This is a genomic window from Pseudomonas segetis, assembly GCF_900188155.1.
Classification (GTDB): Bacteria; Pseudomonadota; Gammaproteobacteria; order Pseudomonadales; family Pseudomonadaceae; genus Aquipseudomonas; species Aquipseudomonas segetis.
In genome coordinates, this window is sequence record NZ_FZOG01000001.1 from 50,618 (window position 1) to 74,397 (window position 23,780).

Below are 23,780 nucleotides of genomic sequence, written 5' to 3' on the forward strand. Positions count from 1 at the left end.
TTGTGAATAGGACTCACGAAAGAATAGGAAAAGGTATGAAAAAATCTATCACTCTAGTTGCTGCAGCAATTGCTGCGTGGGGGAGTGTTTGCAGTTCTGCTCAGGCTGCGGACCTTAGTTTTTCTATCGGGCAAACCAGTGACTCAACCACGACCTATCGTTTTGGCGCCCAGTTCGATTTCGACAGAAGCTGGCTGCAAAGCGATGTAGGGCGCCTGACCGGTTATTGGGACGGTGCATACACTTATTGGGACGGTGATGAGACTTCAAGTAATCACAGCGTCTCACTGGCTCCAGTGTTTGTGTACGAGTTCGCGGGAGAGAACGTGCGCCCCTATGTTGAAGCCGGTATTGGTATCGCATTCTTCTCCAGTACTGAAATCGAAAATAACGATTTGAGTACCTCGTTTCAGTTCGAAGACCGTATTGGTGCAGGCGTACGTTTTGCTAATCAGGAAGTCGGTATCAGGGCTATTCACTACTCCAACGCCGGGATCAAGAATCCTAACGACGGGGTTGAGTCCTACGCGCTGCATTATCGCCTGAGTTTCTAAATGGCCTGGCAGTAACAGCGCTGGCAACTGCCAGCGCTGTTCTAGCGGTAGATGGTGGCCATGCCGCGCCGTTCTTCGATGCACTCTGGCGATGCCATTTCAAACTCCCGGCAAATCAGCGGGCGTTGTTCATAAATGCTGCAACGCATGCTGTCGCGATCCAGTGCTGCACACCAGCCATCATCCAGGCGTAGCATCACTTCACCGCCCCAATCGTCAGTGCTGATGTAGCGTTCAGGAACGCCAGTTTCGGTGATCAGCATGACTTCCAGCTGGCAGCAGCATGCGGCGCAGTTCGAGCAGGCCACGGCTTCGCTGTCTGCGCCAGGTGGTTGCAGTTGGGTTACAGGGATGTGCGCTGAGTCGGTCATGGCCAGCAGTGTACGCCAGCCAGCAGGCTTTGGTGGCTCAAGCCGATCGACGTGTGCGCAAGGCTTGCTCGTATTGCGCGCGATAGAGCTTGGCAAAGCCATGCAGCACGGGCATCACCAGGGCCCAGATCAGCGCCAGCAGCAACAGGGTGGGCGCGGTACCGAGAGGCAAGCGCACATCTGCGATCTGCGCCCCGGCATAGTAGGACAAAGGCCCTGCAACTGCGCCCAGCAGGCTGGCGCGCCACCAGGGCTTGGCTGTCCACGCCAGGCAGTGGTTAAGCGTGCTGGCCAGCAGTATCCAGAGCAGTGCCAGCCACAGAGGTATCAGCGTGCGAGGCTCGGAAAACTCAAACACACCGAGGTTCAGCAAAAAACTGTCCAGTGCGCTGCCTGCGCAGAAAACACTGATTAACAGTTTGCCTTCAGCGGCCCAACTGCTGGTCCAGAAAAAATGCACCGCCAATATGCCCGCCACTATCAGCAACCACAGGCTGTCACCGGCGAACACACAGGTCAGCCAGCCAAGTTGGAAGAGCAGGGCATTGACGATCAGTTTAGGCATTAAAGCGTCCAAGTAAGGGGGCGGGTCGTGCGCCAGGTTTTGCCAGCAGCAGTTGTGCGGTACCGATGGTGCGCTCAATAAAGCCGCCCTCGCAATAGCACAGGTAGAACTCCCACATGCGGTAGAAGTATTCGTCGTAACCGAGCTTTTCCAGGTTATGGCGGGCCTGATGCAGGTTCTCGTGCCATAAGCGCAGCGTGCGCGCATAGTGCTGGCCGAAGTCCTCCATGTGATGCAGGTTCATGTCGGTCTTGTCGGTAATGATATCGAGCATCTTGGTGATTGAGGGCAGCGCACCGCCCGGGAAAATGTAACGTTGGATGAAGTCGACGCTATTGCGGGCCTGCTCGTAGCGTTGGTCACGAATAGTAATGGCTTGCAGTAGCATCAATCCATCTGGCTTGAGCAGATTGGCGCATGTCTGAAAGTAGCTGCTGAGAAAGCGATGGCCAACAGCTTCGATCATCTCGATCGATACCAGTTTGTCGTAGCTGCCTTCCAGGTCGCGATAGTCTTTGAGCAATAAGGTTACGCGATCTTCCAGGCCCTGTTCTTTAATACGTCGCTGGGTGTAATCGAACTGCTCCTTGGAGAGCGTGGTGGTGGTGACTTTGCAGCCGTAATTAAGTGCGGCATAAATCGCCATGCTGCCCCAGCCTGTGCCAATTTCGAGCAGATGATCCTGGGCTTGCAGGTCGAGCTTCTGGCAAATGCGCTCCAGTTTATTCAACTGGGCTTGATGCAGGCTGTCTTCGGCACTAAGGAATTGCGCCGCTGAATACATCATGCTGGGGTCGAGAAACTCCTCGAACAGTTCGTTGCCAATGTCGTAATGGGCCGCGATATTTTTTCGCGAGCCTTTTCGGGTATTGCTGTTGAGCCAATGCAGGCCCAATACGAACGGACGCCCCAAACGAGCAAGACCGGTTTCCATGGCATCCAGGGTGTCGAGGTTAGTGACAAATACGCGCACCACGGCGGTGAGGTCCGGCGAACTCCAGTGGCCGTGGATATAAGCCTCACCGGCTCCGATGGATCCGTTCTTGGCAACCATGGCCCAGACGGCACTGTCGTTGACCTTGATTTCGGCATGGATGCTGGCGTGCGGGTCGCCAAACTCAAAGCGCTGACCGCCCTCGATTACCGTCAGGGAGCCATGACGCAGACCTTTCAGCTGGCGTAGCACACCGCGCCGCAGCAAACCCGCGCCCAGGCCGCTACCCATCATTAACGCGCTCCTGGAAGAACTGAAGCTAGAGCTTTTCATGGGTGGATTCCTTCGCATGCTGGCGGGCAACGCTGAATGAATCAGTTGCCGGCAGGTGGTTGAACAATGGTGTTCGTTTGATCAGCAAGCGCAGCGCTTGCCAGTAGATCGCAATGACTGTCTTGCCGGTCATCCAGGGGAAGCTGGCCAGGTAGCGATACAGATTTTTGCGCGTGAGCTCGCGGCGGGTCAGGCTCAGGCTGGCATCGAACAGCTTGTCGGGGCCTTGCCAGTCGGCCATGTGGATTCCCAGTCGTTGGCTGACCGGGCTGAACCTCATCCGGTATTGGATATCGCGCGGCAAGAAGGGTGAGACATGGAATGCCTTGTTGACGCAGACCTCTTGCCTGGCATCGTCGCTGGCTGGCACGACATAGTGATAACGCTCGCGCCACGGCGTGTTGCTGACCTCGCAGAGAATGGCTAGCAGCTTGCCGTTGCGGTCGTGGCAATAGAAAAAACTTGCCGGGTTGAAGGCCAGTCCCCAGCTGCGCGGCTGTGCAAGCAGGCAAATAGACCCTTCGGGCATTTGCCCGGTGGCTTGTTGCACGCGTAGCCGTACCGCATCAATCAAACGAATGCCCACGCGGGTGAACTGTGGCAGAAAGTCTGTTTCGCGAAATGCAAATGGCGCAAATCGACCACGCCCGGCCAGCCAAGACAAACCCAGGACCTGATCCTGTTCATCCAGGTCAAGGTATATAAAACCCATGCGATACCTGAAGTCGTGTGGCTTTGGGGCAAAGCGTCGATGCTGCACCGTGCCGCTGTAGAGTGCGCTGTTCATCACAGGGCCTCATCGAAGTGGCGGGCGACGCGCAATGCACTCACGACGCCGTCTTCATGGAAGCCGTTGGCCCAGTAGGCACCGCAGAAATAGCTGTGGTTGGGGCCCAGCAATTCTTCATGGCGACTTTGTGCGCCAACACTGTCGAGGCTGTATTGCGGGTGCGAGTAGCTGTAGCGGCCGAGGATCTTGCTCGGTTCAATCTGGGCGCTCTGGTTAAGGCTGACGCAGAAGGTGGTATCGCTTTGTATGCCCTGCAGGATATTCATGTTGTAGGTCACCGCCGCCGGTTGTTCGACGGGGCCGCCCAGGCGGTAGTTCCAACTGGCCCAGGCCAGCGGTCGCTGGGGCAAGAGGCGAGTGTCGGTGTGCAGTACCACGTCATTGTCTGCGTAACGCAAGGCGCCGAGGATTTGCCGTTCCTGCGCGCTGGGCTGCGCCAGCAGTGCCAGGGCCTGGTCACTGTGGCAGGCGAAGACGACTTTATCGAAACGCTCAAGGCCGTTGGTGCTGTAGATGTTCACGCCTTCGGCGTCGCGTTCGACCCGCTGCACTGGGCAGTTAAGCCGGATGTGTTGTTTGAATGAGGCGCTCAGGGGGGCTATATAACGGCTGGAGCCGCCCTCGATTACACACCACTGCGGCCGATTGTTGACTGATAGCAGGCCGTGATTCTTGAAAAAACGCACGAAGAACTGCAGGGGGAAATCGAGCATGTCTTGCAGCGACATTGACCATATCGCCGCGCCCATGGGGACTATGTAGTGTTCGGTGAAGCGGCTGCAGTAGCCGCCCGCCTTGAGGTATTGGCCCAAGGTCATGCTGGGGTGGATTCGGTAGTTATTGAGGTCGTCGATGACCTCGCGATTGAAGCGCAGAATATCGCGGACCATGTTCCAGAACCTGGGCGAAATCAGGTTGCTGCGCTGGGCAAATAAACTGTTGAGGCTGTTGCCGTTGTACTCGGTACCGCTGACCGGATCGCTGACCGAAAAACTCATCTGTGTAGGTTTGTAAGCTACTCCAAGCTGGCCGAGCAAACGAATGAAATGGGGGTAGGTCCAGTCATTGAAGACAATGAAGCCGGTATCGATTGCAAAGCGTTTCCCAGCGGTTTCAACTTCAACCGTATGGGTGTGACCGCCGATCCAGTCGCTGGCTTCAAACACAGTGATTTGATGCTTGCGATTAAGCAAATAGGCACTGGTTAGTCCTGAAATACCACTGCCGATAATGGCAATTTTCATGTCTGATCCCAATTGCTGGTTAGGTACGAGCCATGCGTTTGCCAATGGCAACTTGCATCGCTTTGGGTAGCGCGCCGAGTAACCGCAGGCAACGGATAAACAGCCACGGAAAGGCAATCTCATAAGGGCGCTTGTCGAGGCGCTTTACGATGTGCTGCGCGGCAGTTGTCGCGGTGACGCGCATGGGCATCGGGAAATCGTTTTTCTGCGTCAGCGGTGTCTCTACAAAACCGGGGCTGACCAGGGTCACATCGATTCCCTCATGTGCCAGGTCAAGGCGCAGCGACTCAAACAGGTAGCGCACCGCAGCCTTCGACGCGCCATAGGCTTCAGCGCGTGGCAGTGGCAAATAGGTGACCGAACTGGCAACCGCGACCAGATGTGGGCTCTGGCTTTTGCGCAGCAAGGGCAGGGCGGCTTCGATGCAGTAGCTGGTGGCGAAGAGATTGGTCTTGCACACCCGTTCAATCAGTGCGGCATCGAATTTGGACGCATCGAGGTATTCGCAGGTGCCTGCATTGAGAATCGCCGTATCCAGCCAGCCCCAGGTCGAGTTGATGCGATTGGTGATGTCCTGCACTTGGTAGCGATCACAGAGATCTCCCGCAAGTACCAGCACCTGATGTGGGTAGCGCTCCGCCATGGCCTGTAGCGGCTCCACGGAGCGAGCGCTCAGCGCCACGCGATGGCCCATGCCGAGCAGCAACTCGGCGAGTTCTGCACCAATGCCACTGCTGGCGCCGGTGACCCAATAGCGACGTTCGTTCATTGGCTTAACCTGCCTTTCAGCCATGAGATGACTGCGCCCAGGACTGGCAGGTGTTCATAAAGCAAACTGCCTGCGTCAAAGTAGTCGCGATGTTGATAAACCCTGGTATGCCACAACAGGTGAGAACAGCCTTCAACCTGGATCAGGTTGCCACCCGCGAGGCGCGGGTGGCGATAGCTCATGGTCCAGCGCAGATAGCCTTCGCCACTTCCGACCTGGTCATACCCCTTGAAGTCGAAGCTTAAATCGCTGACGTTTGCGTATAACTCGGCAAAATAGCCGCGTATGTTTGCCAGGCCATGGAGCGTGTGCAGCGGGTCTTGAAACACGGCATCTTCGCTGTACAAATCGACCAGGCGCTCAAGGTTGTGCTTGTTCAGCGCGGCGAATTCGCGGGCGAAGTCTTTCAGGAAATCACTCATGGAAAACATGCCTCGGTTCTTCAGTCAGGTCCCTGAAGGCGTTGATCGCCCGCTCACGGCTGCTTTTTAAATCAACGATCGGGCTCGGATAGTCCGCCATGCCAAACAAGCCGCCGAGCGCCGAGGGATCATGGATTTCCTTTTTTCCCAGGCCATCCAGTTCAGGCAGCCATTGGCGGATAAAGCGTCCATCCGGATCGAAGCGCTGTGACTGGCTGACAGGGTTGAATATGCGGAAATAGGGCGCCGCATCCGTTCCGGTCGAGGCGCTCCATTGCCAGCCGCCGTTGTTCGCAGCGAGGTCGCCATCGATCAGGTGGCGCATAAAGAAACGCTCGCCTTCGCGCCAGTCAATCAGCAGGTTTTTGGTCAGGAACATGGCCACCACCATGCGCAGTCGGTTATGCATCCAGCCCGTGCTCAGTAGTTGGCGGATCGCCGCATCGATGATCGGAATACCTGTGCGGCCCTGCTGCCATGCCTCCAGTTCTGCAGGGGCCTTGCGCCATTTGAGCAAGTCGGTTTCAACCCGGAATGCCCGGTGTTTCGAAACCCGTGGATAACCAACCAGGATATGTTTGTAGAACTCGCGCCACAGCAACTCGTTGATCCAGGTGGTGGCGCCGGCATTGCCGCTGTCGAATTCACCGCGGTTAAATGCCAGCGCCGCATGCAGGCATTGGCGCGGCGAAATAACGCCAGCGGCCAGGTATGCAGACAACTGGCTAGTGCCAGGGCTGGACGGGATATCACGCTCTGCTTGATAGTCCGCTATGGGTTCGTCGACGAAGCGGGCCAGGCGGCGCATGGCTTCATCCTCGCCGGCAGGCCAGAGTTGTTGCAGTTGCTTGCTGGGCGTTGCGAATGGTTCGACTTGCAGCGGTACCGGGTCGGCTTCGATTGCCAATGCCGCTTGCGCGGCGGGCTTGGCTATCAACCCTGGAATGTTGTCGTGCAGACGCTGATAGCAAACCTTGCGGAATTGGCTGTAAACCTGAAAGTAGGTGCCGGTCTTGGTCAGTACGCTGCCCGGCTGGAAAAATAACTGGTCAAGGTGGCGGCGCAGCCCAATGTCCAGGGCGTCCAGTGCTTGGCCTACCTGGTTGTCGCGCAGGCTTTCGTTAACGCCGTATTCCTGGTTGAGATGTACCTGGCCAATGTCGAATTGTTGGCACAGCTCGCTAATTACGCCTGCTGCCTGATCCCAGTGCTCGGCAGTTCGGACCAGCAAGGGCACGTTCAGCTTGCCCAGTTCGGTGCTCAGGTGGCTGAGGTTGCGCAGCCAGAAATCGATCTTGCAGGGAGCATCATCGTGAGCTTGCCATTGTGCGGGGCTCAACAAAAATACGGCGACAGTCGGCCCCTGCGCCATTGCTGCGGCCAGCGCGGTATTGTCATGCACCCTGAGGTCGGTACGGAACCACATCAACTGCTGCATCAGGCCTCCTCTAGCAGGCGTCTATCGGTCAGCACTTGCATGGCGCTGATCGGATCAAGGGCAATGGCCAGGTTGCTGTGCTGGCTGAGTAACTCCAGTAATTGGGCTTGATGAATGGTTACCGTTGGCCCGGTGATGAGCAGGGTGATGTCATGTCCCTGGAGCAGTGTCGGTAACTGGCTGAGGTTCAAGGGTTGGGTTGAATACAGCAGTACCGCACAAGGCTGAATGTGTTCGATGGCCATGCCCAGCTCAGCCAGGGGCACGGGCCAGTCAAACACTTCAACCCGCGATTCGGCGCTGCTTGCCAGCCAGGCGCTGAGCCACAGTCCTGGGGCCATGGGCAAGTCGGAGCAGTTGACCATCAACAGCGGGTCGCCCATGTTCTGGCGGTTGTTGTGGTAAAGCCGTGCACCGAGCTTGCTGCGCAGCCATGAGTGAAAGAACACTTGCTCAAGACAGGCGCCAAATTGCCCATGCCAGCGTTGTTCGAGCTCGACCAGCAGCGGTAGCAGCAGTTGCTTGCACAGCACCTGCGGCGGGTAAACTGCCAGCTCGCTGTTGAATATGTCGTCGATGCGCCGCTCAGCCAAGGCGCTGATGGCCTCAAGTAGTTGCTGGCACTTGTGTGCCCATTGCGAATCAGCCCATTGCGCGCCAGCCACGGCTAGTGCTGGGGCGCCTGTGTCCAGCAGCCCCTTTACCTGGCTGACCGAAACACCACGGTTGATCCACATCAGGATCGTTTGGATCTGACTAATCTGTTGCTCGTTGTACAGGCGGTGACCTTTGGCCGTGCGCTGCGGCACGATCAGGCCATAGCGCCGTTCCCAGGCGCGCAGCGTCACCGGGTTAACGCCGGTAATACGCGCGACATCACGGATAGGTCGCAAACCATTCGCGAGTGCGGCTTGGTAATCCCCGTCAATGGGGGCTTGGTCTATGTGGGTCATAAGGCATTTCGCAAGCTGAGGTTTTCCGGGTGCGGCTGCAAGTAAACCTGTTGATCGATATAAGGGTCGGGATGCATCCGGAAGTGATGTTTAAGCAGCGTCAGAGGCACCACCAACGGCACCACGCCTTGGCGGTACTGGCTGATGAGGTGCTGCATTTCTTGTTTCTCTTGTGCGCTCAGTGATTGCTTGAGATAGCCGCTGATGTGCTGCAATACATTGCTGTGGGTGCCACGGGTTGCGCAGTTTTTCAGCGCGGCCATCAGTTGGCTGAAATACTTGGGCGCAAGTTCTTGCAGATCATGGGTGCCGAGGTTACCCAGCAGGCGGCCCAGCATTTTGTATTGCAATGGGTTGCTTGCCATTAGCAGGTATTTGTAGCGTGAGTGGTAGCCGATCAGGCTTTTACGGGTCAGGCCGGTTTGCATCAGTTGCTGCCAGTCGGCATAGGCAAACACGCGGCAGAGGAAGTTCTCGCGCAGAACCGGGTCGTTCAGGCGGCCTGCTTCTTCCACCGGCAGGTCGGGGTGGCGGGCGGTAAACTCAGCGGCAAAGATGCCCGTGCCCTGGGGCTCGCTGGGGTTGCCGTTATCCTGGTAAACCTTGACCCGGTATAAGCCGCAAGATGGCGACTGCTGCATGAAGATATAGCCGCATATATCTGTCAGTTCGCCAGCAACTTGCTGGCCATAAACTGCCAGTCGCTCGGTCACGTCGAGGTCTTTGTTGACGGTGCCTACCGCTCTTGGCGCTTCGGGGTCACCGACCAGGCGTATGGGTTCGCGGGGTGTGCCCAGGCCAATGGCTACTTCAGGACAGATCGAGACAAACTCAAAATAATCATTCAGGCTGCGGCTGCACAGTCGCGATTCTTTGTGACCGCCGTTGAAGCGCACTGGCTCGCCCATCAGGCAGGCGCTTATAGCGATTTTCGGTTTGCTGACCCTTGCGTCTGACATAGCCATGGTGACCCTATGATGATTAGTTGTACAAAATAAAAACGTGTACAACTTTTCTTCATCATAGGGTTGTTCTTGTACAAGTCAAATTTTTGTACAAGTTTTTAAGGGGGTAAAGGTTGAGCTGGGTTATTTCCAGCCCATCAACCATTGCTCCTTGTGCTGCAAGCTCTGCCAGGCAAGCAGCTCACTGCGTTTGGTCAATACAGCCTGGAGTTCGATGCACAACACCTGGCCTTGTTCATCGCGCACCAGGTCGGTAACGATGAAGTGCTTTTCACGATTGCGCGGGGTGACAGCGGTCCATTTCGACAGCAGCAGCTTTTGCGGGTTAATTCGCCGTGGGGCCTGGCATGCATTCATTGCATATGCTCGAGCAGTTTGCGAGCGGCTTCCTGGCCACTCAACCAGGCACCTTCAACCCGGCCTGACAAACACCAGTCGCCACAGGCATACAGACCCAGGTCCGCATCGGCCAAAGCGCCCAGTTGATGTGCGGCTGATGGACGTGCGTATAACCAGCGATGGGCCAGGGTGAAGGTCGGTGCCGGTACGGCGCAGCCGATCAATTCGGCGAAAGCCCCGTGCAAATGCTCGATGACCTGTTCCTTGGCCAGGTCGATATGCTGGCGGCTCCACTGGCTGGTTGCATGCAGTATCCAGGTGTCGTTGCTGTTGTCGCGACCGGGTTTGCTGGTGCTGCGGGCTAGCCAGTCAAGGGCACTGTCTTGCACGAAGCAGCCTTCCACACGGGTGTCGAGTGGGCTTGCGAATGACAGGGCGACGGCCCAGGTTGGGTCCATTGAAACACTTGCTGCCGCAGCGGCAAGTTTGGGCGCAGCGGCAAGCAGAGTAGTGGCTTGCGGCGCGGGCATGGCGATCACCACATGGCTGAATGGGCCGTGGCTCTGGCTTTCGGCATCCTGCAAGCTCCAATGGTGTTCGCCGCGATAAACCTCGGTGATACGGCAACTGAATTTTACCGGCAGCGCGCCCAGCATGGCGCGGGTTATTGCGCTCATGCGGGGCGAACCCACCCAGCGTACCTGTTCGTCGGGTGAGGCACTGAGTTCGCCATCTCGATAGTTGTACAGGCTTGGTTGCCACTGACTGGCCCAGCCCCGTGCTTGCCATTGCTGCACAACTTCGACAAAACGCCGGTCACGAGCGGTGAAATATTGTGCGCCAAGGTCGAGGGCGCCAGCGTCGCTGCGCTTGCTGGCCATGCGACCACCGCTGCCACGGCTCTTATCGAAAAGTTGAACGTTGTAGCCGGCGCTTTGCAGGGCTTGAGCGGCGGATAATCCGGCAATTCCTGTGCCGATAATAGCGATGGGAATGCTTGAGTTCATGGTCTGCCTCATGTTCTAGAACCTTAGGCTACGCTTTGGTGTAAAGCTATACAATTTTATTTTTATGTATAAGATTGTGCGGCCCAAGACAGGACTCATCTATAGTTTAAGGCTCAACACAAAGCTTAATGACGCGGTTTTCAAGCTACTCGGTAAGCTTAGCCATTGTTGATGAAACGCCGCGCCCTATGTCAAAGGTAGACTGTTTAAGCTGTGAAAAATTGCCTTGGGCTAGATACATGCGAGGAAGATGCCATGCATATTTTGCTGACTGGCGGTACCGGTCTGATCGGTCAGGGCTTGTGTCATTACTGGGCCGCCAAGGGGCACCAGTTGAGCGTTTGGAGTCGCCGTCCTGATCAGGTCAAAGCGCTGTGTGGTTACTCGGTTCGCGGCGTTGCAAGGCTCGAAGAGCTCAAGGATCAATCTATCGATGCTGTGATTAATCTGGCGGGCGCGCCCATTGCCGATAAGCCCTGGAGCACCGCGCGCAAGGCCCTTCTGCGTGATAGTCGAATCGCCCTGACCGAACAGCTCATCACCTGGCTCGCACAGCGTGAGCAAAAACCAGGCGTGCTTATATCCGGCTCGGCTGTTGGTTGGTATGGCGACGGTGGTGATCAAGTGCTGACTGAAGAGTCGCCACAGATGAGCGATGATTTTGCCTCCCGCTTGTGTGCCGATTGGGAGAGCGCAGCGCTGCAGGCCCAGGCGCTGGGTATTCGTGTGGTGCTGGTGCGCACAGGTTTGGTGCTTGCTGCAGACGGCGGCATGTTGAAGCGCCTGTTGTTACCGTTCAGGCTCGGCCTGGGCGGTCGTATCGGCAGTGGCAAGCAATGGATGCCATGGGTGCATTTGAGCGATCAAATCGCCTTGATTGATTTTCTCTTGCAGCATCAACAGGCCAGTGGTCCTTATAATGCCTGCTCGCCGCATCCGGTGCGCAATGGTGAATTTACCTATGAGTTGGGGCATGCGCTCAACCGCTTCACTGTATTGCCTGTCCCCGGTTTTTTATTGCGTGCAGGCCTTGGTGAAATGTCGATCCTGCTGTTGGGTGGCCAGCGTGCGCAACCCAAGCGTTTGACCGACCTCGGTTTTGAGTTCCGCTTCATTCATTTGGATGTCGCATTAACGGATTTATTGAATCCGACAGACTGAGCCCGATCAAAGCGGGCCGCACTAGGAATTTGCATGACCGATCACGCGTTACTGCTGGTTAACCTGGGTTCGCCAGCCTCGACAAAAGTTGCCGATGTCCGCAGCTACCTCAATCAGTTCTTGATGGACCCCTATGTGATTGACTTGCCGTGGCCGATTCGGCGGCTGTTGGTGTCGTTGATCCTGATCAAGCGACCCGAGCAGTCTGCCCATGCCTATGCCTCTATCTGGTGGGAAGAGGGATCGCCCCTGGTTGTGCTCAGCAAACGCTTGCAACAGGCAATGCACGCCAAGTGGACGCACGGGCCGGTGGGGCTGGCAATGCGTTATGGTGAGCCCTCAATCGAGTCGCAGCTGCAAAAATTGCTTGCCCAAGGCGTGAAAAAAATCACCTTGGCTCCGCTGTATCCGCAGTTTGCGGATAGCACCACAACTACGGTGATTGAAGAAGCGCGTCGGGTTCTTGGCGAGAGTAAGTCCGAGGTGCAATTATCGATTCTGCAGCCATTCTACGACCAGCCAGAATACATATCGGCGCTGGTCGACAGTGCGAAACCCTATCTGGCCAAGGGCTTTGACCATTTACTCCTGAGTTTCCACGGTTTGCCAGAGCGTCACTTGCACAAGCGTGACCCAAGCGCTGGTCATTGCTTGAAAGGCGCGGACTGTTGCCAGAGCGCATCGCCTGAAGTCCTGGCCACCTGTTATCGCGCGCAATGCATGCGCAGCGCCCAGGCATTTGCCGAAAAAATGGGCTTGCAGCCTGGGCAGTGGTCGGTGTCGTTTCAGTCTCGCCTTGGCCGGGCAAAGTGGATCGAACCCTATACCGAGGTTCGGCTTGAGGAGTTGGCGAAGCAGGGGGTTAAAAACCTGCTGGTGATGTGCCCGGCCTTTGTTGCCGACTGTATCGAAACGCTTGAAGAGATTGGTGATCGCGGATTGGAGCAGTTTCAAGAGGCAGGCGGTGAAACCCTGCAACTGGTGCCCTGCCTGAACGATCATCCAAGCTGGACCGAGGCCCTTGCCGTTTTATGTGAACGCGCGCCTATCGACCTTTGAGTTGCAGCTCCGCTGGAGGGCGGGCGCAGGTTGGCGCCTGTCACTCCAAAGGATGATATTCATCCTGTTAATAACGCCTACGAGCGATACTCACCAGGCGGCATATCCGCCTAAGCTGGCAGTACTTTAAACCGTCGCGCACCGCATTTGCGCTGTCGAGGAAACTGCCCATGCCCAATAACAACAATGGCTATCCTTCAAATATTCGCGCTTGGACCACCGTCAGCATTTTGATGGTTGCCTATGTGCTGTCATTTATTGACCGGCAGATTCTCAACTTGCTGGTTGGCCCCATTCGCCGTGACCTGGCGATTTCCGATACTGAAATGAGCCTGCTGATGGGCTTGTCCTTCGCCTTGTTCTATACAGTGTGCGGTATTCCGCTTGGTCGCTTGGCTGATAGCAAGAGTCGTCGCGGGCTGATTGCCTTTGGCGTCCTGTTTTGGAGTGCCGCCACCGCTGCATGTGGGATGGTGCGCCTGTATTGGCAATTTTTGCTGTGCCGGATTGGCGTGGGCGTTGGTGAGGCTGCGTTGTCGCCCGCCGCCTATTCATTGATTGCCGACAGTTTCCCGTTGGAGCGCCGCGCAACCGCGATCAGCGTTTATTCGATGGGGGTTTACCTGGGCTCGGGCTTGGCATTCTTGCTGGGCGGACTGGTGATCAAGTTCGCCTCGGCGCAGGGTGATGTGATGTTGCCAGTGCTGGGTGAGGTCCGGCCCTGGCAGCTGATCTTCCTCGTCCTTGGCGCTGCCGGCGTGCTCTTTACCCTATTGATGCTGGCAGTTAAAGAGCCTGCACGCCGTGGTGCCGGGGCCGGTGTCGTGGTGCCGCTGTCGCAAGTGGCCAGCTACATCCGCAAGAATCGGCGTACGGTGCTGTGCCACAACTTTGGTTTCGCAGGCCTGGCCTTTGCCGGTTATGGCAGCGCGGCTTGGGTACCTACCTTCTACATTCGCACTTACGGTTGGGATGCCAGCCACGTCGGGATCGTCTACGGCAGTATTGTGGCGGTGTTTGGGTGCCTGGGCATCGTCTTCGGCGGGCGCTTGGCAGATTGGATGGCCAAGCGTGGTCGCACAGACGCCAACATGCGGGTGGGCTTGTATGCGGCGATTGGTTCTGTGCCCTTTGTGTTGGGGTTTCCCTTGATGGAAAGCGCCTTTTGGGCTTCGGTCCTGATGGCGCCAACGGTGTTTTGCCTGAGCATGCCATTTGGTGTGGCGCCGGCTGCGATTCAGGAGATCATGCCTAACTCCATGCGCGGGCAGGCCTCGGCGATTTATCTGTTTGTCATCACCTTGCTCGGTCTGGGGATAGGCCCGACAGCCGTTGCGTTGGTGACTGACTACGTGTTTGCCGACGATAACGCGCTGCGTTACTCGCTGTTGATCGTGACCATACTGGCGGTTAGCACTTCGATTATCTTGCTGAGCAAAGGGCTCAAGCCATATCGCGAAAGTATCGAGCAACTCGGTGCTTGGTCTGCAGCTGCAGATCAGCAAGCAGCGGATGACAGTGCTGCAGCGCTAGTGCCTAACCGCCCATAAGCGTCGATTCCCGCGCATGCAGACAGGCATACTGCATGCGCTTGTGGTTTAGGGCATTAGTGTCCACCGTGGGCGAACAGCTTAAAGATCGACATGTCCCGTCAAGGGCTTTGATAGGGCAGCGCACTGAGCCAAGCACTGGCAAATACCTGTTTTACCCACCTTGGGTTTTCTATATATTCGCCCCTCCCATAAGAAAAACTTCCCATCGTCGTGCTGTCCAGGCTTGGGCCTGAGGGCTGTTGCCGTTCACGGCACTTTGTATTTCGAATGGGGGGCTTTATTCAACTGGCCCGCCCTAAAGTCGATGTGCGACTGATCAATTTTTATCCTATTGAGTAACCTGCATGCTGATCGCGCTGTCGATATTCATCATTACCATCACCTTGGTCATTTGGCAGCCAAAAGGGCTTGGCGTCGGCTGGAGTGCGAGCTTTGGTGCTGTACTGGCACTGCTCTTCGGGGTGATTGGCCTTGGTGATATCCCGACGGTTTGGCAGATTGTGTGGAACGCCACCGGGGCGTTTATCGCGATAATCATCATCAGTTTATTGCTCGATGAAGCAGGGCTTTTCGAGTGGGCGGCGCTGCATGTGGCCAAGTGGGGAGGCGGCAGCAGTCGTCGGCTCTATGCCTTTATCATTCTGTTGGGCGCTGTGGTTTCTGCGCTATTTGCCAATGATGGCGCGGCGCTGATTCTTACGCCAATCGTTATTGCCATGCTCCTGGCGCTGCGTTTTTCCGCTGCTGCGACCCTGGCATTCGTCATGGGGGCAGGCTTTATTGCCGATACCGCCAGCCTGCCGTTGGTGATATCGAATCTGGTGAACATCGTTAGCGCTGACTATTTCGGTATCAGTTTCAGCGAGTATGCCTCGGTGATGGTGCCGGTCAACATGGTCAGCATCGCGGCCACGCTGGGCATGTTGATGTGGTTTTTCCGCAAGGATTTACCGGCGGGCTACAACCTTGCGGATATCAAGCCTCCTGTCGAGGCGATCCGTGACCGGGCGACCTTTATTGCCGGGTGGTGGGTGCTGGCGCTGCTGCTGATTGGCTTGTTTGTACTTGAGCCGCTAGGCGTGCCTATCAGTGCGATCGCCGCCGTGGCGGCCTTTGTGCTTTACCTGATTGCCGCGCGCGGGCATGTAATCTCAACCCGTAAGGTGCTCAAGGAGGCGCCGTGGCAAATCGTGGTGTTTTCCCTGGGCATGTATTTGGTCGTTTACGGGCTGAAGAACGCCGGGCTGACTGACCATATCGCGCAATTGCTCAATGTGTTTGCTGAATATGGCGTGTGGGGCGCGACCCTGGGCACGGGGCTGCTGACCGCATTGTTGTCGTCGCTGATGAATAACCTGCCGACCGTGCTGGTGGGGGCGCTATCCATCCATGCCGCAGATGTCAGCGGGGTGACTCAGCAGGCGATGATCTACGCCAATATCATTGGCTGTGACCTCGGCCCTAAAATAACCCCGATCGGCAGCCTTGCCACGCTGTTGTGGTTGCACGTCCTGGCGCGCAAGAACATGACGATTGGCTGGGGTTACTATTTCAAGACCGGCATCGTTCTGACGGTGCCAATTTTGCTTGCCACCCTTGGCGCCTTGGCCCTGCGCTTGAGTATTTGAGCCGCTGTGTAAAAGCTGCTTATATGACCTTCACCGCACGGCCAATAAATTGTATCGGTCCTGTTGGTTTACCCGTGGGTGAGCCATTGGGGTTTTCCAGGGTCAGCTCAAACAGTTGGTTGGGTGCCAGTGGCGGGAGCTTGTCGAGCGAGATCGACAGCTTTTGCCCAGGCTTGACCAAGCCCAGGGAAACCGGTGCTTGCCAATCCTCGCCTTTGGTCCAGAATTCAAGCGCCTTGTCGCGCGGCACCTCGGCAACCCCCAGCGGTATCAACTGGATTTCCTGTCGGTTACTGGTTTGGATAACCCAGCCCGGGGCTTTGTCTTGCGGAGCCACCAGCACCACCAGATAAGCTGTTTCATTGAGTGGTGCATTGCGTAGCAGCAAGACAGCAGCCAGCACCAAAGTCGCGGCGATACCGCTGGCGGCAAGGCTGCGCCACAGCGGCAACAGATTCCACCAAGATGTGGCAGCGGTTGATGAACCCTGCTGCAGGCTTGAGTTAATGCTGCGCTGCACACGCCGCCACAAAAAGGGCGAGGGCGTTTGCGCATCGGCTTGCTCGGTCAGTTCCAGTAAGCGTCTTTCCCAGCCATCGACCGCCGCCCGCAGTTCAGGCTCGGTCGCCATGCGCTTGCGTACCTCATTGCGCTGCTGCGCCGACAAGGTGCCGAGCACGTACTCGCTTGCCAGTTCGTCGATATTCTCCGGGCTGTTGCTGCCAGTCACCTTGCTCATCCCATGCACTCCCGCAACGCCAGCAGGCTGCGCTTGATCCAGGCTTTGACGGTGCCAAGCGGCGTGCCGAGTTTCTGGGCGATTTGCGCATGGGAGTAGCCATCAACATAGGCATGCAGGATGCAATTGCGCCGTGCTGGTTCCAGTTGTTCAAGGCAGGTATAGATCCGCCCCGAGCGCGCGCGATACTCAAAGGAGTCAGCAATGCCAGGCGACGCCTGATCAGCCATTGACTCATGGTCGAGCTCGTCGGCGAGGGCATGGTTGGCATTGTCGCGGATGAAATTAAGTGCCAGATGGCGCGTCACGCTGAAGATCCAGCCACGGGCAGAACCTCTCGAGGAGTCATAGCTATTGGCTCGTGCCCAGATTTTGATAAAAGCGTCATGCACGATGTCTTCAGCCAGCGCATTATCGCCGACAATACGCTTGGCCACGCCGAGTAGGCGCGCGCTTTCCTGGTCGTACAAAACGCGCAATGCCTGCTGGTCGCCTTGGGCGCAACGTGTGAGGCAGGCTTCATAATCAAAGGTGGGTTCAGGCAAGGACAATAGCTTCAGACGCCATTAATTAGTAAATACCCCAGCCGCATGGACTGGGGTTTGATCTGATCAGATTAGACGACTTTGCAAAATGCGTAACCTGACCAGATCCTCTATTAGCGGAGTTTTTAGCTAGCAGTCCAGAAAATATAGTCTGCCTGATATTTCACGATCTCCTTGTTGCCCTTGGTCTCGGCTGTGCACGCCTTGGCAGGGGCCACGCCTCCTTTGATTGCGACACGCTGGATGTAGCTGACACCGCTCATTGCACCCTTGCCTTCAGCCGGGTTGGCCTTGACCAACTGGTAAGGAATGTTGCCGTCACCAGCAGGCGCGACTGCCAGCTGGGTGCCAGTGACTTTCGAGCCGTCTTTGGCCTGCCAGGTTGCAGGTGGGCCAAAATACTCGCCAACCTGTTTGCCACTGCGATCATTCAGGGCAGCCTTGGGACCGACAAACACCCACTCGGTTTCGCCTGCGGCATTGGCTTTGTCACGGCATTCATAAGTGATTTCGCCTACACCGACAGTTTCCATCGCCACTTTGTTGCCGTCAGGCACCTTGATGCTGTCGGGTAAGCCCATCTGCGCATAGGCCGCGGGTACAGTGGCAAACAAGCAAGCTGCTGCGAGGGTTGTACTGGCAAGGCTGAAAATTTTCTTAGCGTTCATGCGAGTCTCTCCATAAGCCAAAAGGAGCAGCATTTAGTGGGCTGCTACTGGTACTACCCGGCAGAAAGGCAATTGGATGCAGTGCAGGTGAAATATTTTTTCAGAGGTCCGCATTGGTGGTCAGCTTGGATGTGCCAGCCATTGAGAGGGTTGCCAGAACTACAGTCGCTTATTTCCCGCCTAAGCTAAGGATCAATGCTTAATCAAGCAGCAATGACAGCACTTGACTGGCGGGCGATTTGATTGCGTAGGAGTTTCAAGGTGGCCCCGGGTAGTCAGTAAAAGTGGCGTCAGTACATCGCTTGGTGGCAAGGGGCTTAGCGCAAACCTCAGCAAAAAAGGTACGCGTGTGACTGGCAGCATTAGTGGCACCGGGCTTTCAGCATCAAAGCTGTATGCGTCCGGTCGGGCCGGGAGCGATCAGAAGCAGTCAGTCAGTTTTGGGCTGGCTGCAGTCGTGGTTGGCATTGCGCTATTGGTCTGGTTCCTTAGCTTCTGATGCTTTGGCGAGCGCCGCGAGTCATGACTGCGAATCCAAGCTGAGCCTGTCCAGGATGAAGCCTGCTCGCTGGCTGATACTTAGCTGCGGGACTTCAATCAGTTCATAGCCGAACTGCTGATAAACTTTGAGCATCGCCTTGTAGGTTTGCACCGCCTGGGCAAAGCTTTGTTTGCGCTCGGCGTCATTTTCGTAGATGTGTTTCCACGGCGGGAAGATAAAGACATGACGGCTGTAGGTTATTGAGTTGGCCAGGCTTATCAAGGCTGCAGGCAGCTCAAGCCCCTCAAGGAGCGAGTAGCCAAGGCAATCGATAATGCCCCTGTCGAAAAACACTGGTTCGGCCAGCGTTGGTTGTTGGTTGTAGCTGGCAATTTCTGCGCGGACCATTTCATCCCTGAAGGCCGTTTTATTTTTCCACGGCAGGGCATCAGCCCCCAGCTCTTGCTGCTGGCGAATCACCATCCGGCCAACCTCGTCCCTGCATCTGTGGCCAAGGGCTTTTATCTGTTCAATTACAGCGGTTTTCCCCGAGCCGGGGCCACCGGTGAAAACGATAAAATTATTCAACTGCCCAGCTCCGTGAATGCGCTTTGGGTCGATTGGTTTAATGCGGTTCAACCAAGGGGAGTGGTTTCAGGTGAAACCTGGCCATCCGCTCTTGCAGGCCAGAGGCCGAGCCAGGGTTGAGCAACAGGCCTGCTTGCGTTCCAGGGGGCAATTGCCCCCTGGTTTCAGCCTGCCTTGTGGCGGTAGGCCCTTGTGGTCAGCAGGTAAACCGGTAGACCCGATACCAGTACGATCAGCGCGGCATAAGGGGCCGCACCGGCGTACTCAAGGTTGCCGGTATGGGACCAGACCTTTGTTGCCAAGGTCTCCAGGCCGGTTGGGCCGAGGATCAGGGTTGCCGTCAGTTCCTTCATGCAGTCGAGAAAAACCAGCACGAAGCCGGCGCCGATGGCCGGCGAGATGATCGGCAGGGTCACCCGGAGAAAGGTCGCAATGGGCGTATGCCCCAGCGTGCGTGCCGCTTCTTCCAGTTGTGGCGAGGCTTTTTCCAGCGCCACGCGAATCGGGCCTTGCGCCATCGGCATAAACAACAGCGCATAGGCGATCAGCAGCAGGATACTGGTTTGGTACAGCACCGGCATGTAGCCAAGGGCAAAGAACACAAAGGATAAAGCGATTACCAGCCCCGGCAATGCATGGAGCAAGTAGGGCAGGCGATCCGCGAGCGTAGCCATGCGGCCGTAGTAGCGCACCACCACCAGGCACACCGGCAACGCCAGCAGGCAACTGAGCAAGGCACCGCCGAAGGAGTAGGACAGCGACGCCCACAGTGTTTGAATGATCTCGGCGACCGGAAAGCTGGCCGAACTGCCTTCTATTATCCAAAAAGCGAGCATCGTCAGCGGTGTTCCACACCCGATAATGACCAATACCAGCAGTATCAGCTGTGCAGGCACTTGCCAACGGCCCAGGCGTACTGGTGCCGCGCTGCGGGCTACCCCTTGGCCGGTGCGTGCATAACCACGACCGCGCAGACGAAACTCGCCCCACAGCAGAATCATGCACAGCGCCAGCAGTAGCGCGGAAAGCATGGCCGCGTTGTTACCATTAAATTCGAGCTCGAACTGTTGGTAGATTGCGGTGGTGAAGGTTTGATAGCGCATGATCGACGGTGCGCCAAACTCAACCAGCATGTGTATCGCAACCAGCAAGCTGGTGGCCATCAGTACTGGTCGCAGCAGCGGCAGCGTAACCTGCCAGAACACCTGGCGACGGTTCAAGCCGAGCATGCGTGCCGACTCTTCCAGTGCCGGGTCGAGACTGCGCAGAGTCGCTACCACGGGCAGGTAGATCAGCGGGTATTTCGACAGCACCATCACCAATACCGTACCGCCCAGCCCTTCGAACATGGGGCTCATCGATACCCAGGTAAAGCCACTGACGAACGACGGAATGGCGAACGGCAGGCACAGCAGCACGTTCCAGTGCCGCCGCCAGCGCAGGTCGCTGCGTTCAACCAGCCAGGCCAGCCCCAGCCCGATCACCGCGCAGCCAATAGTCACCAGGACCATCAACTTCATGGTATTGGCCAGCAAGCCGAAGACAAACGGCCGCCAGAGCAGCGCAAAGGCTTCAGCAAAGCCGGTTTCTGCGGCACGGGCGACTACGAAGAACAACGGCAGGGCCGCCACCAGCAGCAAAGCCAGTACCGGTAGCTGCAGCCAGATCGGCGGCGACTTGCGCCGCCGGCTGGCATGGCCTGCCGCCGGTAACGGCAGGTCGGGGGTTACCGCTTGGGGTTGCATGATCAGTTCATTCCGACTTCGCGTTGCAATTCCAGTGCATCTTCAGCCAGGCCAATTTGCGCTGCGGTGATCGCTGGTGGCTTGAGCTGGTCGTACGGCTTGAGCAGCGGGTCGGCTGGCACGTTGGGGTTGACCGGGTACTCGGCGGATTTGCTCAAAATGGCTTTTTGCCCTTCATCACTGATCATGAATGCCAGGAATTGCTGGGCTTCTTTGGGGTGCTTGCTGGCTTTGATCACTGCGGCACCCGAAACACTGGACAGGCCACCGGCATCGCCATCGGCGAAGTAGTGCAGCTTGGACTTGAGCTCGCCTTTTTCTTTCTTCAGCGCGGTCCAGTAGTAGCTGTTGACCAATGCAGCCCCAATTTCACCGTTCTCCACCGCCTTCATGGCGACGACGTTGTTGGTGTAGGTGGAGCCGAACGCCTTGAGGCCGGTCAGCCATTCTTCGGCAGCCTCTCGGCCATTGAGACTGATGACTGCGGCAGTCTGGCCAAGGAATTCACCGCTGCTCGGGACAAAGGCGATCTTGCCAGCCCACTCCGGATCGGCCACTTCCAGCACGCTGCTTGGCAGTTCGGCTTCAGTGATCAGGTCAGGGTTGTAGGCCAGCACGCGTACGCGGGAGGTAATACCGAGCCAGTTGCCGTTGTTGTCGGAGAACTTGGGGTCGATCTGCTTAAGCGTGCTTGGGTCTACCTTGGCCAGGAGGCCTTGGCTGCCCAGCTTGATCAGCGGCGGCGCCTCTTCTGTGTAAATGATGTCAGCCGGTGAACGCTCGCCTTCTTCGGCGATCTGGTTCGCCAGTTGGCCGCCACCGCCCTTGCGGATCAGTACCTTGATCCCGGTCTTCTCCTCGAACGCCTTGGCCACGGCCTTGCCAGTGGCTTCATGCTGGCCGTTGTAGAGGGTCAGGGTTACCGGATCATCGGCGTACACGCCACTGGCGAACAGCATGCCGATGGACAGAACCCCGGCGCTGATTACACGCGCCAACCCGGTTACTCGATGTACGGACATAAGCCTCTTTCCTCTGACACAAAAAGTTACCGAGGGATTATACAGGCCAATTGATGATGATTCTCAAAAACTCTCGACGCATGGCCAGGAACAGGCGCAGGTCATTGGGTTAAAGGAACACTTAGGTAAGGAAGGAGAGGGAGTTGCTAGCCCTGGCCTGCCGGGTCGGCGGCACGTGGCGCACTGAACGCCTTGCTGTAGTAGCCTGAAGAATCAAAGCAGCAGACTCTTTTCTTGCCCGATGACAACATGTCGCAGGCATCAATGATCCGCTTGGCGCGCGTCTTTGCCTGTTTGGCTGATGTGATCCAATGGATCCAGTCAAGCCGCGCAACGGTGGTTGTGTCTTGCCAGGTGGCCAGTGCTTCGGGAGACACCTTCAAGGCCTCGCTCAGCTCGGCAGGAACCTGGGGCTCAGGTTCTTGCGCCATGGCATTCAGGTCAAACCTAGCCATCTCGCCAATAGGGGCTCCGAGCTTTTCAAGCAGTTGCTCATCGATTTTCAACCAGTGGCTCTTTTGGCCATCGGGTTCAGCCAGCGCCTGGAAGTATTGGTCGTTGATACGACCCTCTACCGTTACCCGGCCGCGCCTTGGCAACTTGGCGCTGGCCGCTTTGGGCAGGATCACGAACGCCCAGGCATCGCTGTTGCCATGTTCGCGAGGGCTCAGTAATTGCGCCTCGAATTGTGATCTTGAGTCTTGTGCCGTCATGGGTTGAGCTGCTGTGCAACATGGATGATCGGAACCAGCCGGTATTTAGCTGATCTCTGTATTTTTAGCCCAAACAGTTATAGGTCGGAAGTTTCTGCGGCGCAAACGCCTGTCTCGAACCCGGGCAGGCATTTGCAGCTTGATACGCGATTGCAGGATCAGCGACTCGGCACTTCACCGACCACAGTGGTGCGGTACATTTCGCGGCGCATGCCGTGGTAGTCGGCCACCGGCATATGCCAGGTGCTGCGGTTGTCCCAGATCGCCAAGGTGCCCTGGCGCCAGCGCATGCGACAGGTAAAGGCCTCGCTGGTCGCCAGCTTGAACAGGTAGTCCAATAGCGGTCGTGCTTCATCCGGGCGCAAGCCCTTGATGCCCGTGGTGTAGGCCGGGTTGATGAACAGCACCTTTTGCCCGGTTTCTGGATGCGTAATTACCAGCGGATGGCTACGCACTTCTGCTGAGGTGTCGCTGCCGTAACGTATGGCCATGTTTTCCAGCAGGGCGTTGTGCCGGGCATTGACCCCGTAGGCCATTTCCGGGCTGTGCACTGCATCCAGGTTGGCCAGTAGTTTCTTCATCCCCGGCGACAGCCATTCGTAGGCCAGCGCCAGGTTGGCGTAGCAGGTATCGCCGCCAAAGGGCGGGATGTCATGGCCATAAAGCAAGGTGAACGCAGGCGGACGTTCCTGGAAGGTCCAGTCGGTGTGCCAGGCACCGCCGAAGACAAAAGGGGTTTTCTCGGTGGCTTCCTTGAGCACATGTACCACATGGGGATGGTCGTCCATGCAGGTCACGTAGGGTTCGCGACCGAATTCGCCGAAATGTTGGGTCACGCGCTCCAGGTCACTGACGCTCAGGGACTGGTCGCGGATAAAGACGACTTTATGCGCAAGCAACGCCTGGCGCAGTTCGGCAAAGCCTTCGTCGCTCAGGCGGGTCAGGTCGAGTTCTTCAATATCTGCGCCTATGGCGCCGGTGCTTGGCGTCGCGCGAAAGTGCTGGTAACTGGCGGCGCGGTTATGGCTGGGCAGGCTGTAGATAAATTCGCTCATGGCTCGCACTCATTGTTATTGGAGTGTTTGCAGGATGCAGGGTGAGTGCTAGGCTCAGCCATGATAATCACTGCCAAAAATTGATAATCGCTGCCATGACAATGCAGGCTTTGGGAGCGACGCGACACAAGGATCTAGC

At 57.0% G+C, this 23,780-nt stretch carries 26 protein-coding genes; 6 read left to right on the forward strand and 20 right to left on the reverse strand.

The window, feature by feature from the left end; translation table 11 throughout:
• Window positions 1-35: 35 nt before the first annotated feature.
• Complete coding sequence (locus CHB79_RS00265; RefSeq protein ID WP_089358524.1) at window positions 36-554, forward strand: acyloxyacyl hydrolase; 519 nt, start codon at window positions 36-38, stop codon at window positions 552-554.
• 41 nt (window positions 555-595) lie between these two features.
• On the opposite strand, the gene CHB79_RS00270 is transcribed toward CHB79_RS00265, so the two are convergent.
• The 12 genes from CHB79_RS00270 to CHB79_RS00325 all read right to left on the reverse strand — a co-directional run bounded on the left by CHB79_RS00270 (window position 596) and on the right by CHB79_RS00325 (window position 10,684).
• The gene (locus CHB79_RS00270; RefSeq protein WP_089358525.1) at window positions 596-925 is read right to left on the reverse strand and encodes a YkgJ family cysteine cluster protein; all 330 of its coding nucleotides are present in this window, start codon (window positions 923-925) and stop codon (window positions 596-598) included.
• A 37-nt stretch (window positions 926-962) separates the two neighbouring features.
• On the reverse strand, window positions 963-1,490 hold the full coding sequence (locus tag CHB79_RS00275; protein ID WP_089358526.1) for a DUF2878 domain-containing protein: 528 nt from the start codon (window positions 1,488-1,490) through the stop codon (window positions 963-965).
• The gene (locus CHB79_RS00280; RefSeq protein WP_089358527.1) at window positions 1,483-2,757 is read right to left on the reverse strand and encodes an SAM-dependent methyltransferase; all 1,275 of its coding nucleotides are present in this window, start codon (window positions 2,755-2,757) and stop codon (window positions 1,483-1,485) included. Before CHB79_RS00280 ends, CHB79_RS00275 begins: the two co-directional genes overlap by 8 nt.
• Complete coding sequence (locus tag CHB79_RS00285) at window positions 2,744-3,544, reverse strand: DUF1365 domain-containing protein (protein WP_089358528.1); 801 nt, start codon at window positions 3,542-3,544, stop codon at window positions 2,744-2,746. Before CHB79_RS00285 ends, CHB79_RS00280 begins: the two co-directional genes overlap by 14 nt.
• Window positions 3,544-4,791 carry an NAD(P)/FAD-dependent oxidoreductase gene (locus CHB79_RS00290; protein ID WP_089358529.1) on the reverse strand — a complete coding sequence of 416 codons (1,248 nt, stop codon included), beginning with the start codon at window positions 4,789-4,791 and terminating at the stop codon, window positions 3,544-3,546. The genes CHB79_RS00285 and CHB79_RS00290 overlap by 1 nt, the downstream gene beginning before the upstream one ends.
• A gap of 19 nt (window positions 4,792-4,810) precedes the next feature.
• Entirely contained in the window at window positions 4,811-5,560 is a 750-nt protein-coding gene (locus CHB79_RS00295; protein WP_089358530.1) for an SDR family NAD(P)-dependent oxidoreductase, read from the reverse strand.
• Entirely contained in the window at window positions 5,557-5,982 is a 426-nt protein-coding gene (locus CHB79_RS00300) for a nuclear transport factor 2 family protein (RefSeq protein ID WP_089358531.1), read from the reverse strand. Before CHB79_RS00300 ends, CHB79_RS00295 begins: the two co-directional genes overlap by 4 nt.
• Entirely contained in the window at window positions 5,975-7,420 is a 1,446-nt protein-coding gene (gene phrB / locus CHB79_RS00305; RefSeq protein ID WP_089358532.1) for a deoxyribodipyrimidine photo-lyase, read from the reverse strand. The genes CHB79_RS00300 and phrB overlap by 8 nt, the downstream gene beginning before the upstream one ends.
• Complete coding sequence (locus tag CHB79_RS00310; protein ID WP_089358533.1) at window positions 7,420-8,373, reverse strand: MerR family transcriptional regulator; 954 nt, start codon at window positions 8,371-8,373, stop codon at window positions 7,420-7,422. The genes phrB and CHB79_RS00310 overlap by 1 nt, the downstream gene beginning before the upstream one ends.
• Window positions 8,370-9,332, reverse strand: a complete 963-nt coding sequence (locus tag CHB79_RS00315) for a YbgA family protein (protein ID WP_089359166.1) — start codon at window positions 9,330-9,332, stop codon at window positions 8,370-8,372. Before CHB79_RS00315 ends, CHB79_RS00310 begins: the two co-directional genes overlap by 4 nt.
• Before the next feature lie 129 nt (window positions 9,333-9,461).
• On the reverse strand, window positions 9,462-9,695 hold the full coding sequence (locus tag CHB79_RS00320) for a TIGR02450 family Trp-rich protein (RefSeq protein WP_010484324.1): 234 nt from the start codon (window positions 9,693-9,695) through the stop codon (window positions 9,462-9,464).
• Window positions 9,692-10,684, reverse strand: a complete 993-nt coding sequence (locus CHB79_RS00325) for an NAD(P)/FAD-dependent oxidoreductase (RefSeq protein WP_089358534.1) — start codon at window positions 10,682-10,684, stop codon at window positions 9,692-9,694. Before CHB79_RS00325 ends, CHB79_RS00320 begins: the two co-directional genes overlap by 4 nt.
• 255 nt (window positions 10,685-10,939) lie before the next feature.
• On the opposite strand from CHB79_RS00325, the gene CHB79_RS00330 reads away from it, so the two are divergent.
• The 4 genes from CHB79_RS00330 (at window position 10,940) to CHB79_RS00345 (ending at window position 16,085) form a co-directional block, all read left to right on the forward strand.
• Entirely contained in the window at window positions 10,940-11,845 is a 906-nt protein-coding gene (locus CHB79_RS00330; RefSeq protein ID WP_089358535.1) for a TIGR01777 family oxidoreductase, read from the forward strand.
• Between the two features lie 33 nt (window positions 11,846-11,878).
• Window positions 11,879-12,904, forward strand: coding sequence for a ferrochelatase (hemH, locus tag CHB79_RS00335; RefSeq protein WP_089358536.1), 1,026 nt, complete (start codon window positions 11,879-11,881; stop codon window positions 12,902-12,904).
• A 170-nt stretch (window positions 12,905-13,074) separates the two neighbouring features.
• Window positions 13,075-14,454 (forward strand): spinster family MFS transporter, encoded by a 1,380-nt coding sequence (locus CHB79_RS00340; protein ID WP_089358537.1) that lies wholly within the window; start codon window positions 13,075-13,077, stop codon window positions 14,452-14,454.
• Window positions 14,455-14,801: 347 nt separating this feature from the next.
• Window positions 14,802-16,085 carry an arsenic transporter gene (locus CHB79_RS00345; protein WP_089358538.1) on the forward strand — a complete coding sequence of 428 codons (1,284 nt, stop codon included), beginning with the start codon at window positions 14,802-14,804 and terminating at the stop codon, window positions 16,083-16,085.
• A gap of 19 nt (window positions 16,086-16,104) precedes the next feature.
• Here the strand turns inward: CHB79_RS00345 and CHB79_RS00350 are convergent, their stop codons facing one another.
• The 3 genes from CHB79_RS00350 to CHB79_RS00360 all read right to left on the reverse strand — a co-directional run bounded on the left by CHB79_RS00350 (window position 16,105) and on the right by CHB79_RS00360 (window position 18,037).
• Window positions 16,105-16,824 carry an anti-sigma factor gene (locus CHB79_RS00350; protein ID WP_010484336.1) on the reverse strand — a complete coding sequence of 240 codons (720 nt, stop codon included), beginning with the start codon at window positions 16,822-16,824 and terminating at the stop codon, window positions 16,105-16,107.
• The gene (locus CHB79_RS00355; protein ID WP_089359167.1) at window positions 16,821-17,369 is read right to left on the reverse strand and encodes a sigma-70 family RNA polymerase sigma factor; all 549 of its coding nucleotides are present in this window, start codon (window positions 17,367-17,369) and stop codon (window positions 16,821-16,823) included. The genes CHB79_RS00350 and CHB79_RS00355 overlap by 4 nt, the downstream gene beginning before the upstream one ends.
• 125 nt (window positions 17,370-17,494) lie before the next feature.
• Window positions 17,495-18,037 (reverse strand): DUF3455 domain-containing protein, encoded by a 543-nt coding sequence (locus tag CHB79_RS00360; RefSeq protein ID WP_089358539.1) that lies wholly within the window; start codon window positions 18,035-18,037, stop codon window positions 17,495-17,497.
• 223 nt (window positions 18,038-18,260) lie between these two features.
• On the opposite strand from CHB79_RS00360, the gene CHB79_RS22345 reads away from it, so the two are divergent.
• Window positions 18,261-18,536 carry a DUF4236 domain-containing protein gene (locus CHB79_RS22345; RefSeq protein ID WP_425439551.1) on the forward strand — a complete coding sequence of 92 codons (276 nt, stop codon included), beginning with the start codon at window positions 18,261-18,263 and terminating at the stop codon, window positions 18,534-18,536.
• A gap of 21 nt (window positions 18,537-18,557) precedes the next feature.
• Here CHB79_RS22345 and CHB79_RS00365 read toward each other — a convergent pair whose 3' ends face one another.
• From CHB79_RS00365 to CHB79_RS00385, 5 genes are all read right to left on the reverse strand, one after another.
• A complete protein-coding gene (locus CHB79_RS00365) occupies window positions 18,558-19,106 on the reverse strand; it encodes an AAA family ATPase (RefSeq protein ID WP_089358540.1) in 549 nt (182 codons plus the stop codon).
• Window positions 19,107-19,270: 164 nt separating this feature from the next.
• Window positions 19,271-20,851 carry an ABC transporter permease gene (locus CHB79_RS00370; RefSeq protein WP_089358541.1) on the reverse strand — a complete coding sequence of 527 codons (1,581 nt, stop codon included), beginning with the start codon at window positions 20,849-20,851 and terminating at the stop codon, window positions 19,271-19,273.
• A gap of 2 nt (window positions 20,852-20,853) precedes the next feature.
• Window positions 20,854-21,873, reverse strand: coding sequence for an extracellular solute-binding protein (locus CHB79_RS00375; RefSeq protein ID WP_010484345.1), 1,020 nt, complete (start codon window positions 21,871-21,873; stop codon window positions 20,854-20,856).
• A 146-nt stretch (window positions 21,874-22,019) separates the two neighbouring features.
• Window positions 22,020-22,586: a YdeI/OmpD-associated family protein gene (locus CHB79_RS00380; protein WP_089358542.1), complete on the reverse strand. Its 567-nt coding sequence runs from the start codon at window positions 22,584-22,586 to the stop codon at window positions 22,020-22,022.
• A 158-nt stretch (window positions 22,587-22,744) separates the two neighbouring features.
• Window positions 22,745-23,641 (reverse strand): TauD/TfdA dioxygenase family protein, encoded by an 897-nt coding sequence (locus CHB79_RS00385; protein WP_010484349.1) that lies wholly within the window; start codon window positions 23,639-23,641, stop codon window positions 22,745-22,747.
• Between the last annotated feature and the right edge of the window lie 139 nt (window positions 23,642-23,780).

Excerpts from the sequence above, each read along its gene's own strand:
- CHB79_RS00320 (WP_010484324.1), bottom strand. The coding sequence starts at position 9,695 with ATGAATGCATGCCAGGCCCCACGGCGAATTAACCCGCAAAAGCTGCTG.
- CHB79_RS00265 (WP_089358524.1), top strand. The coding sequence starts at position 36 with ATGAAAAAATCTATCACTCTAGTTGCTGCAGCAATTGCTGCGTGGGGG.
- CHB79_RS00300 (WP_089358531.1), bottom strand. The coding sequence starts at position 5,982 with ATGAGTGATTTCCTGAAAGACTTCGCCCGCGAATTCGCCGCGCTGAAC.
- CHB79_RS00285 (WP_089358528.1), bottom strand. The coding sequence starts at position 3,544 with ATGAACAGCGCACTCTACAGCGGCACGGTGCAGCATCGACGCTTTGCC.
- CHB79_RS00375 (WP_010484345.1), bottom strand. The coding sequence starts at position 21,873 with ATGTCCGTACATCGAGTAACCGGGTTGGCGCGTGTAATCAGCGCCGGG.
- CHB79_RS00360 (WP_089358539.1), bottom strand. The coding sequence starts at position 18,037 with ATGAACGCTAAGAAAATTTTCAGCCTTGCCAGTACAACCCTCGCAGCA.
- CHB79_RS00270 (WP_089358525.1), bottom strand. The coding sequence starts at position 925 with ATGACCGACTCAGCGCACATCCCTGTAACCCAACTGCAACCACCTGGC.
- phrB (WP_089358532.1), bottom strand. The coding sequence starts at position 7,420 with ATGCAGCAGTTGATGTGGTTCCGTACCGACCTCAGGGTGCATGACAAT.
- CHB79_RS00280 (WP_089358527.1), bottom strand. The coding sequence starts at position 2,757 with ATGAAAAGCTCTAGCTTCAGTTCTTCCAGGAGCGCGTTAATGATGGGT.
- CHB79_RS00290 (WP_089358529.1), bottom strand. The coding sequence starts at position 4,791 with ATGAAAATTGCCATTATCGGCAGTGGTATTTCAGGACTAACCAGTGCC.
- CHB79_RS00275 (WP_089358526.1), bottom strand. The coding sequence starts at position 1,490 with ATGCCTAAACTGATCGTCAATGCCCTGCTCTTCCAACTTGGCTGGCTG.
- CHB79_RS00345 (WP_089358538.1), top strand. The coding sequence starts at position 14,802 with ATGCTGATCGCGCTGTCGATATTCATCATTACCATCACCTTGGTCATT.
- CHB79_RS00325 (WP_089358534.1), bottom strand. The coding sequence starts at position 10,684 with ATGAACTCAAGCATTCCCATCGCTATTATCGGCACAGGAATTGCCGGA.
- CHB79_RS00315 (WP_089359166.1), bottom strand. The coding sequence starts at position 9,332 with ATGTCAGACGCAAGGGTCAGCAAACCGAAAATCGCTATAAGCGCCTGC.
- CHB79_RS00385 (WP_010484349.1), bottom strand. The coding sequence starts at position 23,641 with ATGAGCGAATTTATCTACAGCCTGCCCAGCCATAACCGCGCCGCCAGT.
- CHB79_RS00330 (WP_089358535.1), top strand. The coding sequence starts at position 10,940 with ATGCATATTTTGCTGACTGGCGGTACCGGTCTGATCGGTCAGGGCTTG.
- CHB79_RS00310 (WP_089358533.1), bottom strand. The coding sequence starts at position 8,373 with ATGACCCACATAGACCAAGCCCCCATTGACGGGGATTACCAAGCCGCA.
- CHB79_RS00340 (WP_089358537.1), top strand. The coding sequence starts at position 13,075 with ATGCCCAATAACAACAATGGCTATCCTTCAAATATTCGCGCTTGGACC.
- CHB79_RS00370 (WP_089358541.1), bottom strand. The coding sequence starts at position 20,851 with ATGCAACCCCAAGCGGTAACCCCCGACCTGCCGTTACCGGCGGCAGGC.
- CHB79_RS00350 (WP_010484336.1), bottom strand. The coding sequence starts at position 16,824 with ATGAGCAAGGTGACTGGCAGCAACAGCCCGGAGAATATCGACGAACTG.
- CHB79_RS00295 (WP_089358530.1), bottom strand. The coding sequence starts at position 5,560 with ATGAACGAACGTCGCTATTGGGTCACCGGCGCCAGCAGTGGCATTGGT.
- CHB79_RS00380 (WP_089358542.1), bottom strand. The coding sequence starts at position 22,586 with ATGACGGCACAAGACTCAAGATCACAATTCGAGGCGCAATTACTGAGC.
- hemH (WP_089358536.1), top strand. The coding sequence starts at position 11,879 with ATGACCGATCACGCGTTACTGCTGGTTAACCTGGGTTCGCCAGCCTCG.